The 12833-nt window shown below is 56.3% G+C and carries 10 protein-coding genes; 2 read left to right on the top strand and 8 right to left on the bottom strand.

Features of this window, described 5'->3' with window-relative positions; all coding sequences use genetic code 11:
- Positions 1-121: 121 nt before the first annotated feature.
- Both NOR51B_RS10275 and NOR51B_RS10270 read right to left on the bottom strand, forming a co-directional pair.
- Positions 122-1318 carry a GAK system CofD-like protein gene (locus NOR51B_RS10275; protein ID WP_081443946.1) on the bottom strand — a complete coding sequence of 399 codons (1197 nt, stop codon included), beginning with the start codon at positions 1316-1318 and terminating at the stop codon, positions 122-124.
- Between the two features lie 71 nt (positions 1319-1389).
- The gene (locus NOR51B_RS10270) at positions 1390-2769 is read right to left on the bottom strand and encodes a S41 family peptidase (RefSeq protein WP_009020587.1); all 1380 of its coding nucleotides are present in this window, start codon (positions 2767-2769) and stop codon (positions 1390-1392) included.
- 89 nt (positions 2770-2858) lie between these two features.
- Between NOR51B_RS10270 and NOR51B_RS10265 the strand changes: the two genes are divergently transcribed.
- Entirely contained in the window at positions 2859-3122 is a 264-nt protein-coding gene (locus NOR51B_RS10265; RefSeq protein ID WP_009018940.1) for a hypothetical protein, read from the top strand.
- A 60-nt stretch (positions 3123-3182) separates the two neighbouring features.
- Here the strand turns inward: NOR51B_RS10265 and mdeB are convergent, their stop codons facing one another.
- The 4 genes from mdeB to NOR51B_RS10245 all read right to left on the bottom strand — a co-directional run bounded on the left by mdeB (position 3183) and on the right by NOR51B_RS10245 (position 9387).
- Positions 3183-5891 (bottom strand): alpha-ketoglutarate dehydrogenase, encoded by a 2709-nt coding sequence (gene mdeB / locus NOR51B_RS10260; RefSeq protein ID WP_009020925.1) that lies wholly within the window; start codon positions 5889-5891, stop codon positions 3183-3185.
- A 98-nt stretch (positions 5892-5989) separates the two neighbouring features.
- A complete protein-coding gene (locus NOR51B_RS10255) occupies positions 5990-7195 on the bottom strand; it encodes an NAD(P)/FAD-dependent oxidoreductase (protein WP_009019115.1) in 1206 nt (401 codons plus the stop codon).
- A 69-nt stretch (positions 7196-7264) separates the two neighbouring features.
- Positions 7265-8179, bottom strand: a complete 915-nt coding sequence (locus NOR51B_RS10250; RefSeq protein WP_154647662.1) for an alpha/beta hydrolase — start codon at positions 8177-8179, stop codon at positions 7265-7267.
- Positions 8176-9387, bottom strand: a complete 1212-nt coding sequence (locus NOR51B_RS10245; RefSeq protein WP_154647661.1) for an alpha/beta hydrolase — start codon at positions 9385-9387, stop codon at positions 8176-8178. The genes NOR51B_RS10250 and NOR51B_RS10245 overlap by 4 nt, the downstream gene beginning before the upstream one ends.
- A 382-nt stretch (positions 9388-9769) precedes the next feature.
- Between NOR51B_RS10245 and NOR51B_RS10240 the strand changes: the two genes are divergently transcribed.
- Positions 9770-10219 carry a DUF302 domain-containing protein gene (locus tag NOR51B_RS10240; RefSeq protein ID WP_040482015.1) on the top strand — a complete coding sequence of 150 codons (450 nt, stop codon included), beginning with the start codon at positions 9770-9772 and terminating at the stop codon, positions 10217-10219.
- 165 nt (positions 10220-10384) lie between these two features.
- Here NOR51B_RS10240 and NOR51B_RS10235 read toward each other — a convergent pair whose 3' ends face one another.
- On the bottom strand, positions 10385-11266 hold the full coding sequence (locus tag NOR51B_RS10235) for a DMT family transporter (RefSeq protein ID WP_009019927.1): 882 nt from the start codon (positions 11264-11266) through the stop codon (positions 10385-10387).
- 54 nt (positions 11267-11320) lie between these two features.
- Complete coding sequence (locus NOR51B_RS10230) at positions 11321-12805, bottom strand: carboxypeptidase M32 (protein WP_009019522.1); 1485 nt, start codon at positions 12803-12805, stop codon at positions 11321-11323.
- Positions 12806-12833: the final 28 nt, after the last annotated feature.

Genomic DNA, 12833 nt, shown 5'->3' with positions numbered 1-12833 from the left:
CGTCACTGGTCACCGGGCATTGAACTACTCAATCCGCCACCTCGATCGCATAAAGCGGCGGCCGCCAAAGCGACGCCTCCTTCTCTGCACGATGACTGACTTCGGGCACAACCGTCCATATTCATAGAACAGACCACAACGCGCCCAGCAACTCCTCGTTGTCATAGCGCGACGGGTCGTCAATATCGCCGATGGGCAGCACAGATAATTCAACGCCAAACGCCGCCAGCGTCTTCTCGACATCCATCAGGCTCTGCGCTGGCAAAGTATCCGCCACCCATACCGCATCGAGCACCGACGAAACCGCCCGGCCGGATCGCTCGGGCGCCAGATAATCCAGCAACACTGTCACGAGCTCAGGCAACGAAAGTCCAAATTGCTCTGGATCGCGCCCCAGATTGGGGACGTATATTTTTGAACAGGGATTTTCGGCAATCGCGTCAGCGATACCGGACGGTAGCAAGTTGGCACAGAGGCTACTGAAGAAACTCCCAGGGGCGTAGCAAATCATATCGGCCGTCTTCGCGAGCTCGCAGCAATAGGGGTCAGCGGCCACCGTTAGCGGCGAGTATTCGTGGACCGACGCATTGAGAAAGACCTCGACGATTGGCGCTTCGACACCGGCGTACTCCTTCCCCGTAAATCGATGCTGGCCCAGAACCATCTCACCATTTTGTAACCGCGCCGCCAGATGCGCGCTGCTTGATGCAATAGCGTGGACTTCACCTCGCGTGTGGACAGCGCGCCGGAATTCATCAATAGCACGATGCAGATCGCAATCGTTCAACAGATACGACCCGGCAATAACGAGATTTCCCAGCGAGGCATTGCGCCAATCAAAAGAAGCTCCCACGGCATCGCGAACACTCGCCAGGCAGCGCGATAACCACTGCTGATGTGACGATGGAACCGATGTCAATCGCGAATCCACACCTGATATCAAATTATCGAGCTCTTTTTCCAAAACAAATCTTGATGCCCAGTGGTCGAACCGATAGGCGAGTAGCGGCAGTAGCGCGTCGTTACCCTCCACACTGCGATCGGCCAGGGCCAAAAGGCGCTGGCGAAGATCACCGATAGCCGGCATGCCGAGCGCCTGCCGCAACTCGGCGGAACTACCGCCGGAGTCAAAGGTGGTCACCAAATGGATGGATCGGTGGGTTCTGGTAGGGAGTAGCTGACTCAGGCCGTGCAGCGCAGACCCCCCGGAGAAGAAGAGCGGCGCCGGCCCGGCTGCGGGACGATTGCCTGTGATAGAACTGCCTGCCTCACCTGCGGGTGACGAAGAGGAGACCACATCGGAATATATCGATGACATGACCGGGAGTCTGTGGGGAAAGCACGCGCCGCGCAAGCCCAACCCATTTGCTCCCAACGCGACAACCCACCCTATTGAGATAGTGCTGACTGACGATCCGGCAGTGGTGTCACGTCGAGCAGGCCCCTTCGAAGGCGTGACACTGGGGAGGAAGTTGCGGATGCCGCCGTCGCCGCACACCCAGCACCGTTAAGGTAGTCAATAGCCGCTTTCAGCGAGGCTTCCGCTGGATCACCGAATGCCCGATAAAGGTCGTCTTCAGCGGGGCAAAAAGTAAAACGGCCCGTGGAAACCAATCCGTTGTAGAACTCCCCCTCGTTGTTTCCGTTCAAGGCTTCAAAGGCAATGAGTCTCAGCCGGGTATCACAGCCTGGCTGGTCAAACGCATAGCTGCCCGTCGACTTACCCAGCGTTTCGCTGCCGACAAGCAAGACCTCAATATAGGGTGCCAGACTGTTAACCAGTAATTCGCTGGCAGAGGCGGTGGCACCGGAAACAATAAATGCCAGACGTAGAGGGTTTATCGACTCCGCCGTGGGGGCGAAGGTCACAGATACATTTTCGTCCTGTCGCTTCACGTTATGATTAAGCACATAAGCCGTTTCACCCGACGCTGCCTCACCCCCAATGTGATTGAGAATGTCGTCGGCTATCTCGATCAAACCACCACTGTTGTAGCGCAGGTCAATGACATAATCGGTGACGTTGGAATCTCGAAATTCGGACATCATGGCGGCGACCGGGTCGCGTGCAGACAATGTAAATTGTCGCAAATTAAAGTATCCGATCGGCGCCATACCGGGCCTGTTAATCAAGCGGGGAGCCTCGACCAGCGCAGGGGGCTCCAGCGCTCGCTTGCGCAGTACCACCTCGCTGGTGCCTGCTACGGTGCGAAAACGAAATACGCGCTCAATCCCCTCCTGCTCCCGCCCAAATACCTCCTCAGCTGTGGCGTTGGCGGCAACCCATTCATCCATCGGAACAAAGCCATCGCCGACATCCACGGCGAGCAGTTCGGCGCCACGCCCGATGCCGGCGTCGTCGATGGGGCTGCCTTCGAAGACATCACTGATCAGAAATCGCGTTCCATCGATCCCGTAGCGGAAACCAAAACCGATATAGCCCCGAGAGCTGAAATTGTTCTCATCCTCGGTGATCGTGGTGACGTAGGAAAAGCCAGGATCGCGACCGGACGGCGCCAGCGGCGCGGTCATCGCCTCCAGCAGCGCCTGGGGATCAGCAAAGGCATCGACCTCGACGCCGGCCAATTCATCGAACCAGAGGTACCAATCCTGTGCGACATCAAAGACGAATTGCTTTTGGGACTCTATCGAGCAATCGACGGCGCTCGGTGCTTGCGGTGATGCCGCGGGTGCGGAGGCACCTCCGCCTCCCCCGCCACAGCTAACCAATGCAACGGCAAGCATCGGCAATAATGCGCGACTGGTCACACTTCTTTACCTCGATGGTTAAGGCCCCTTCTCAGCGGCGAATACAACGCTTAGTATACCTAGCATCAAAAATTCAGTGGGGAAGCAACATGGTCGCGGAGGTCTTCAAAGACAAGCGCGGTAGACAGCCCGAAGTGCCATTTGGTTACGAATCCCTGCTCACTGATGCCCAACGCCACGCCATCGATTCGAGCCGCAACTTCGGCTGGTCACTTCACTTCATTCGTCGTCCCCTGTTTCAAGACCCCACTGTTGTGATGTGTGATGCTAATCACGGCAAATGCTGGCAAGTACTCGAGGATGGCAAGCTAATCCCCTTTAACGATCTCCGCGGGTCTCAAAAGCCCCTTTAGGCGGCTACACCGTTGCTCGGGTTATCACTGCCCGTACTATATCCAGCTGGTTTGTGGTCTTCAGCGCAGCCAAGGCGACTCATCGGCAATATTCATATCCGACTTTTCAATCGCGGTCTGCACAATGCTCCGCTCGATATCTCCGCAGACTGCCAGCGCCTGTAGCGAAGCTACAACGATATGATCGGCGTCAATTTCAAAGAACTCGCGCAGGGCCGCCCGGGTATCACTGCGACCAAACCCGTCGGTCCCCAATGCAGTAAAAGGGGCCTCTATGTGGGCTGCGATCATCTCCGGCAAGGCGCGCACATAGTCAGTGGTGGCAACCACAGGTTTTTTACCCTCGAGACACTCGGCCACGTAGCTGGTTTTCAACTCCTGCATCGGGTGCAGGCGGTTCTCCCGCTCAACCGACTGGGCCTGCCTGGCGAGCTCGGGATAGCTGGTCACGCTCCACACCTCACTGGCGACCTGCCAGTCCTCGGCCAGTCGTTCCGCTGCACGAAGCACCTCGGGAAGCAACGACCCTGAACCGAGCAGGCGCACAGTTGCCACGGTCGAATCTGGAACCTGCGTTTCCAACCGATACATCCCTTTAACCACACCTTCCGCTGCATCCTCGTGTAATGGACGCTGGGCGTAATTCTCATTCATCAGGGTGATGTAATAGAACTCATCGACATCCTGCTCCATCATTCGTCGCATACCGTGGTCAAGAATCACTGCAAGCTCACCGGTGAATGCGGGGTCATAAGCCCGACAGTTGGGCACCGTTGCAGCCATAACATGACTGTGGCCATCCTGGTGCTGAAGTCCCTCACCCCCCAATGTGGTCCTGCCCGAGGTAGCACCGAGCAAAAAACCCCGGGCTCGCTGGTCCGCCGCCGCCCAGATGAGGTCGCCCACGCGCTGAAATCCAAACATCGAGTAATAAATATAAAACGGCAGCATACGTAGGCCATGAACCGAGTAGCTGGTCGCAGCAGCAGTCCAGGAACTGAGGGCACCCGCTTCGCTGATACCCTCCTCCAGAATCTGACCGTCAAGCGCTTCGCGGTAACTCAGAATCGAACCAATATCCTCAGGTTCGTATTTCTGCCCGGCACTGGCATAAATCCCGACCTGCTTGAATAGATTCGCCATACCGAAAGTGCGCGCCTCATCGGCGACAATAGGGACCACTCTCGGCCCCAGATTTTTATCCTTGAGCAGGCCGGCCAGCATGCGTACGAAGCCCATGGTAGTCGACATGGGTTTGCCTGACTGATCCTCGGTAAAACCCGCATACACGGATCGCGATGGAACAGAGACCATAGGCGCCAGGTTCGAACGCTGCGGCATGTATCCACCGAGGGCCGCCCTTCGATCATGCAGGTAATCACTAACACGAGAACCCGCAGCTGGTTTATAAAAAGCCAGATCAGCAACTTGCTGGTCGGTCAGTGGCAGCCGAAAATGATCACGGAATTCCAGCAGGGCGTCAGTGTCCAGTTTTTTCTGCTGATGCGTCGTCATCTTGCCCTGACCTGATTTCCCCATGCCAAAACCTTTTTTCGTTTGGGCGAGGATGACCGTGGGTGCACCATCGGTCTCGAGCGCGGCATGATAGGCCGAATAAATCTTTACCAGATCGTGGCCGCCGCGCTTGAGTCGATCGATCTGATCATCGGTGAGGCCTGCTACCAGAGATGACAATGCTTCATTCTGGCCGAAAAATCGCTCGCGATTAAAGCGCCCATCGTTGGCGGCAAACGTCTGTAGTTGCCCATCAACAATGTTGGAAAAGGCCTCTCGCAATGCACCCTGGTTATCCCCCGCGAACAGCCCATCCCAGTCCGAACCCCAGACCAGCTTGATAACCCGCCAACCCGCGCCTACAAATAGTGATTCAAGCTCATCGATAATCCGACCATTCCCCCTGACCGGACCGTCGAGGCGTTGCAGATTACAGTTGACCACCCAAACCAAATTATCAAGCTTCTCTCTGGCGGCAAGTGTTAACGCGGACATACTCTCGGGTTCGTCCATCTCACCATCACCGAAGACGCCCCACACCTTTTGCTTTGCGGTATCGGCGAGACCCCGGTGGTTCAGGTAACGCATAAAGCGCGCCTGATAGATGGAGCTAATCGGACCGATCCCCATCGATCCAGTGGGAAACTGCCAGAAGTCGGGCATGAGCCAGGGATGGGGATAACTACACAAGCCCGTTACCCCCTTGCCCAATGCAGCGACCTCCTGGCGATAGTGAGACAGGTCCGAGGCGTCTAAACGCCCCTCCAGGAAAGCGCGGGCGTACACACCGGGCGCGGAGTGCGGCTGATAAAAAAGAATGTCACCGCCAAAGTTCTCATCGCGCGCACGAAAAAAATGGTTGAAGCCCACCTCAAACAAATCTGCGGCACTGGCATAACTCGCAATGTGCCCACCCAGTTCTCCATAGGTCTGATTGGCGCGCACCACCATGGCAAGCGCATTCCAGCGCATGATGGCCACCAATTGCTCCTCAAGATCGAGATCTCCCGGGAACGGCGGCTGCCGGTCGACGGTTACGGTGTTTTCGTAGGGACTATTCAGGGGTGACCGCCAGCCGATGGCAGGATCTCGGGCAATGGTGACCAAGCCATCGAGCACCTCACGCGCACGCCCTGACCCTGCGTGGTTGAAGAGCGCAAGTAACGCTTGCTGCCACTCCGCGATTTCCTCATCGTCTGAGAGCAGTTGATTACCGTTCGATTGCAGATTACTGGTGGTTTGATCGTAACTCACGGCTCTTTATTCCCGATGGGTGAGCCTCAATGGTAAGCGATGCAGGATTGATCACCACCCGCCTTTGAATTAATGCGTTAGCACGGGCCCGCACGACATCAGGCCAATTTTTTCAGTGAGGCACGTTGTCCAAGAGCGCTCAGGGACGGCACCGGCCAGTCGAGCCGGGACGGCAGACCGACTCCCCGCGTGACCAGGCCCTTGAGGCGCGGCAGCGCGGCTCGCCCGTCGAGCTGTACCATAACCCCCTGGTAAATCGCCTCTTTCAGCACACCGAGACTGGGGCCAGCAAGGACCATGCGATCGCCGATCAAAAGCGTATCGAGATCGCCAAAAGCCACCAACTGCGGTTTTTTTGAGGGTTTAAACACCCGGCGTCTGCGACCGGCAATTCGTCGTTGAAGGTCATCCGCACAGAACTCTCCCATATCGATCGCGTGGTAGGCCTGCTTCGATAGCGGTTGCGGTAATCCTGCAGAATCGCCAAGCACATAAATCGATTCATCATCGCAATGCTGCAGGCGTTCAGTCACGTCCACCCAGTTCTTTCCATACGACAAACCACTATCCGCAAACAGGGGTTTCGGAATTGCACCGCCGGTCCAGATAGTAACGTCGGACCGCCGGCGCTTACCGTTACCGAGCTCGATCGTTTTCGGCATCACCCGCCTGACTTCTTCTCCCAGGACGAGCGTAACGCCGTGATACTCACACTGATGATGAAGATGCTCACTGACGGCTTTTGGCGCCGCAGGCAGTAGCCGCCCGGACCGCTCGATCACACGAATGTCGATGGCGTAATTACGATAGGCTCGCAGCAGTTCACCGCACGCTTCGACCCCCTCCAATCCACCCCCGACAATGGTGATACGGGTCGACCCTCGATCACGAACCTGACGAGCAACCTGTCGCCCCAGAGCCGCGCACTGATCTACCGACTTGAATCGAAAAGCATGCTCGCTCACCCCCGCTACACCGAAGTCCGCATCCGCGGCACCCAACGCGAGTACGAGATAGTCGTAGGCGATACGACCCCGCTGCAAAACGACGCACCGGTGCCCGGTATCGATCGACCCCACGATTCCGCGTCTGAATTGATGCCCTCTTGTCTCCAAAATAGGCTTCAGCGGTAAGCGCAACGCCCGCTTGGTTTTCATCCCCGAAAGCAGTTCATGAATCGCAGGTAAAAACTCAAATTCAGCACGCTGGTCAACGAGAACGACATCAAATTCTGAAGCGGGTAGCCGCAATGCACAGGACAACCCGGCAAAACCACCGCCAAGAACGACAACCTTTGGTTTCATCTGCTATTCCTGATCGTAAACCCTGACACAGAGCTTAAGAGACTTCTGCTGAAGCCGGTACCAATACGGCTATTCGTCAAGCACCTGTCGCAGCACATCACCCACCTGTGGGCTCTCAAGATGGTAGAGGTGCTGGCTCAAACCGAGACTGTCAAAATCAGATACATCAAACACGTCAACGCCATTCGCATCGAAGTCGCTCGCCCGACCCAGGCGACCGCCCAGATTTATAATCTGGGATAAAAGAAGCAGTCGGTCCGAATCGCTCACCAGGATCGATAACTTTCTCGCTCGCTGTTGGAGCTCGGGTAGCGCCTCGCGAAAAATACGGGAATCGATATCGGGTGCAACGAGCACGAGGTGGTTTAGGCGTCGTTTGCCAAATGAACTGCTGCTCATCTCTGCGGAGGCCAATCTCGATCCCATACTGTGGGCAACCACATTGAGCCTGTTAAACCCGATTCGCGAGCCGACCGACTCGAGGGCAGCGAAGATGCTGGCCACGCTCGCGGCAAACATAGCCTCGTCCTGCCAGTAGGTCACCATCAGATCACTGGCAGGCCAGCTAAACAAAAGTACTCGCCCGTCAAACCCAGTCTGGTGCGCGAGCGTCGCGGCCTCTCTGCACCCACGCTCAAGGCTCACGTTATAACCATGAACATAAACAATGACGTTGCGCGCATCGGGATGATCGATAAGGTCCAATACGCGCTCAACCGAGAGAGATTCTACAGGGCCGTTGGTTGCAGAAGACGGGGCATTGTCGTCCCAATCGACCTGGCAGCGCCCCCCTGAAAGCGCATCGATGCGTGTTCCGTAGTCAAGACCCCCATCCGACTGCTGTAGTACCCCGCGATTGGTCAGGAACGGGATCGAGATGGACGGCAACGCGGTTCCTGCACTGGACATTTCCGCCACACCCATCAGCCATAAACAGAGTATCAGACAGAACGGGTTATCACGGGAAAAGGGGTTTCGATTCATGGTTCGCGCAGACCGCTGCTTAGATTTTCCCGCGTCAGGATGCGGCGCAACCGTTCGGGGTAGTCAGCAGGAATACTCCAGAGTAGGGAGTGATCGGTAGGCGCGAGGCCCCGCTCCGCGGGTGAGAAATCGCTGCGCACGGACAATACGACATCGCTGCTGGCCCAGGGGTGGTCGAACCAGTACCGGTGACCCGTGATATCAAATCCCCGGCCCTCCCAGTCCCTGGATACATCCACCACTTCAAGCCGACCGGCCTCGCGCACAATACCCATCTGCTCCTCGCTGAGATCGCTGGCGCGTTGTCCGATTCGCAATCCACCACCCATAAAACTTTTTGCCATTACCAATGCGCTGTCCTTGGACGATACCGTTACAACCATTCGCGATGTCAGTGCGTTAAGCGCCGGTAAAGCCTCGATAAACTCCGATTGCGGCACATCTGCTGCTGCGTAATAAACGGTGCCCAACCGAAACCTCTCACGCAGATCTTCATCGTTCCCGGCATGTCTTTCAAACATCTCCTTTAGCGCAGCGGTCACCACACGGCCGCCGGCACTCCAACAGACAATATGGATTTTTCGCGCCGTCGTCCCTTTACTCAACTCTTCAAGCAGCGACGTCAGCGCTGGGGCGGCGCGATAGGCTCTGCGCACATCACTACCGGTGCCGTAGGCCAAAATGCTCTGTCGAGTCGGCCAGGAGAATGCCAGGGACGTCATATCCCTGCCCATAAAGTGATCAAGCTGGGCAGCGAACGCATTGGTATTATAAAAATTGACCTTGGCGCCATGGACATAGATCAATAAATCCTTGTCGCGAGCGGCATCGATCGAGGTGTTGATATCGTTAGCCAGCCAGGATAAAGCACCCGCAGCATCGATGGCGGGTGTTTCCGCCGTCGCTGCCTCGAAGTTGCCTATTTCCACCAGCCCAGAGAGCGCCAATTCGATGTCACCGTCGCGTTCAGGTTGGCGTGACGCGTTGCTCAATTCGCTCCATGACATTTGTGGCACCCCGAAACCGACGAGACTCATTCCCAGTGAGATTCGGTCAGCCTCGTTATTGGTGTAATCAATTTTCTGGAGATCCTGCGTTCTCTGGCGGGTGGTGGCGTAATATACGCGCCGAGGCGTCCACCGCTGGTCTTCAGGAATATGCGCCAACGGACTGAAATCCAGAGCGGAAAAGACGATGGGCGTTGGCATTAGCGGCTGCACCTGCGGACCTGCACACCCTGGCAACATCACACTCGCAAGCACTGTTGTCAGAACAAACCGTTTCACCTGGCCCACCCGATACCCCCCAAAAAACAACATGGATTTCAAGACCGGAGATTACATTGAGACGCAAGCCGGCACACCCAGCGGCCGCATCGAATAACCTGCCTCCTGTGCACCGATGGTAAAGCTCGGTGGACTTCGATCACAGACTCGCTCAGGTGACGAATGGGCCAATTACACTCACCCTCACCAGATTACGAGTGGATTAACGGCGGAGATCGCCACTTCTGATACTTCCTCCCATGGTTCGCCCGCGGCGCGCCCGAGCCGTGATAGCCTGATGCCAATAGCGGAGGAGCCATCGTTTATGCGACATCTACCCATTTTGATCCTGATTATTTTGCTCACGGCCGGTGCGCCATTGAGTGCGTCGGAACTCATCGAAAAAAACAGCCCGCACGCCGTAGCCACGGTAGTAGCCCGATTGACGACCGCGATAGAGGACGCAGGAGCAACCGTGTTTGCCATCATTGATCACACTGCCGGCGCCCGCTCAGTGGGGATTGACTTGCCCGCTGCTCAGGTGCTGGTTTTCGGGAATCCGCGTCTGGGCACCCCCGCAATGCAGGACAATATCCGAACCGGCCTCGACCTCCCGTTGCGGGTGCTGGTTTACAGTGATGAAAATGGTGATACGAAAGTGGCTTACCACGCACCAGATGAACTGGCCGAGGATCACCAGTTGCCTGCTGATTCCGCGTATCTCCGTAAGATGACGGGTGCATTGGATAAACTCACCACACTAGCTGCTGAGTAGTTTGCTGTTGGGGAGTGTTTGCTGACGAGTAAGCCACGACGCAGTAACCCGGTGTCCATGAATGCCTGATTTTGGCATGCAATATCAGCCGACAAAGACATCCAGTGTAGATTTTCAGGGACTGCTCAATCAGTCAATAAGCCCCGAGAAAGCTGACCAGCGAACTCAGCCTTTCCTTGGTGCCTGAGACCGTCCCATCAACCATATCGCCGCGCCAACGGCGCAGCCGCCCAATAACTGCGCGGTTGAGAATTCAGCATCCATTGCCGGTACCGCCAATACCGCAGTAAAAAAGGGAACGAGAAACAAAAAACCACTCGTTTGACTGGCCCCGCGCAGATGTAACGCGGCAAACCAGAACCCAAAGGAGATGATTGAGGCCGGTACAACCAGCCAGACAAAAAGTGCGGCATCAACAGCTGTGTGAATTGCTAGCGGCCGTGGGTCCACGAATTGTGTCGCTATCATCACCAGCATGCCGCCTACAAACATTTGTGAGCCATTGAGGCTCCACCCGTGTACACCGAGATCAACGCGCTTGGTAAATACCGTCGCGACCGCCCAGCCGAACGCTCCCACCAATACCCCTACTGCAGCAAGAAGCGCCCGAGGACCATTGCCCACAAACCCAGCACCCAAAATCAATGCCACGCCGGCAAGACCGAGAATCAACCCTGCCAACTGCGAATAAGAAGGCCATTGCCTGCTGGCAGTCGCCTCCAATGCCACCACCCACAGCGGCATGGTAAAGGTTAATAATGCAACGACGGCCGGGTCGAGATGCGCCAGGGCACCGAAACTGAGAACAAACATCACCGCCGTCTGCAGGCTGCCTATCAGGACAATACCCAATAGAGCACTCAGCGATTTCGGCCGCTGTAATCGCCGAATAAATGCTAACCACAGTAACGCCAAACCGCCGGCCAGCGTGAAGCGGGCCGCTACCAGTGCGATGGGTGGCGCACCGCCCACTATCAGCAGCTTCGCCGTGATAAACCCCGATGCCATAAGTAGGGTTGAAGTCAGTAGTAGCAGGTAGTAACGCAATGACGGCCAACTACTTCTACAGACAATAAACAGGTAGTCGATAAGCGACCGTCGTCATGCCAGATACCGCGCGCGGATGTGGGACTTGAAGGCATCGGCACCCAATGACGATCCCGAGGCACGTTCGATCAGTTCATCGGCAGAATAAAGGCATGCTTTACTGCGTATATTGTCATCAAGCCATGCAAATAAGGGTTTGAAGTTACCCTCGGACAATCCGGGTAGTAGTCGTGGATCATCCGCTTTCGCCTTCGAAAATAACTGCGCGGCCGTCAGCGCGCCGAGCGAGTACGTCGGAAAATAGCCGAACAATCCGGCCGACCAGTGCACATCCTGCATGACACCATCGGTATCGGTTTCCGGGCAAACGCCGAGATAGCGGTCCATTAACTCGTTCCAGGCCCCGGGCAACTCAGCTACCGGGATATCATCGTTGATGATCGCCGTTTCAAGTTGGTAACGAATAATCACGTGCAGCGGATAAGTCACCTCATCAGCGTAAACTCGAATGAGACCAGGTTTTACACGCCTGTAGAGTCGGACGATATTGTCGGGCTCCCAGGCGTCACCCTGACCCGCAAATATCTGGCGCAAGCGAGGCGTTAAAAATCGAATAAACTCCTCGGAGCGGGCCGCCTGCATTTCGAGCAGCAGCGACTGGCTCTCATGGAGTGTCATACCGCGCGACTCGCCCACCGGCTGGGTACGCCACTCCACAGGCAGGCCATCTTCGTACAAGGCGTGGCCTACTTCATGGATAACGGCCATCAGGCTTTTCATGAAGTCGTCTTCTTCGTAGCGCGTGGTGATACGAATATCGCCGGAGGCACCGCCACTAAACGGGTGTGCAGCGGTATCGAGGCGGCCACGAGAGAATGGAAAATCAAGCACCTCCATTACCTGCTCGCTAAGCACTTGCTGCTGCTGAATCCCGAAGGGGCCCTGCGGTTCGATCACTGGACCGGATTTGGCCTGATGCTCAACAATTTCTTCGATGGCGCCCGGTAGAAACTCCGAAAGATCCGCAAACAGAGAATCAACCTGGGGGGTGCGTCGCCCCGGATCGTACTGATCCAGAAGTGCTTCGTAGGGAGAACACTCCATAAATTCAGACTTTATATTCGCCTCCTCGCGTTTCAGCGCAAATAGCGCCTCAAGCTTGGGAGCAAGCCTTTTGAAATCATTGGCGGGCTTGGCTTCAAGCCAGGTCGCATGGCAGTCGGACTCAGCCAGCACCAGCTGCTCCACCAGATCGCCAGGAATCGTCGTGGAGTGAAGGTGATGACGTTTTATCTCAGCCAGATTGGCGTGCTGCCAGGGCCCCAGCGCCTCTGACTCGGCTTTCTCGATGCGATCGGCCAGCGATGGATCCGTCAGAATTTCGTGCCGCATCAAGCTCAGTTCGGCTAGGACTTCAGAGCGCGGCTCAGCGGCACCTGCCGGCATCATTGTCGCCTGATCCCATTGCAAAATTCCCTGGGCATTGTTCAGTGCGGACAGACGCTTGAACGTCGACTCGAGTGACTCGTACGGGTTCATGAGCGGTTTCCATCAAGAGAAGTGGATC

The sequence above is a fragment of the Luminiphilus syltensis NOR5-1B genome (genome assembly GCF_000158175.1).
Classification (GTDB): Bacteria; Pseudomonadota; Gammaproteobacteria; order Pseudomonadales; family Halieaceae; genus Luminiphilus; species Luminiphilus syltensis.
The sequence above is the reverse complement of the archived record's forward strand: the minus strand, read 5'-3'. Positions and strand labels throughout refer to the sequence as shown.

Excerpts from the sequence above, each read along its gene's own strand:
- NOR51B_RS10240 (WP_040482015.1), top strand. The coding sequence starts at position 9,770 with ATGCGACATCTACCCATTTTGATCCTGATTATTTTGCTCACGGCCGGT.
- NOR51B_RS10250 (WP_154647662.1), bottom strand. The coding sequence starts at position 8,179 with ATGAATCGAAACCCCTTTTCCCGTGATAACCCGTTCTGTCTGATACTC.
- NOR51B_RS10255 (WP_009019115.1), bottom strand. The coding sequence starts at position 7,195 with ATGAAACCAAAGGTTGTCGTTCTTGGCGGTGGTTTTGCCGGGTTGTCC.
- NOR51B_RS10275 (WP_081443946.1), bottom strand. The coding sequence starts at position 1,318 with ATGTCATCGATATATTCCGATGTGGTCTCCTCTTCGTCACCCGCAGGT.
- NOR51B_RS10230 (WP_009019522.1), bottom strand. The coding sequence starts at position 12,805 with ATGAACCCGTACGAGTCACTCGAGTCGACGTTCAAGCGTCTGTCCGCA.
- NOR51B_RS10265 (WP_009018940.1), top strand. The coding sequence starts at position 2,859 with ATGGTCGCGGAGGTCTTCAAAGACAAGCGCGGTAGACAGCCCGAAGTG.
- NOR51B_RS10245 (WP_154647661.1), bottom strand. The coding sequence starts at position 9,387 with ATGCCAACGCCCATCGTCTTTTCCGCTCTGGATTTCAGTCCGTTGGCG.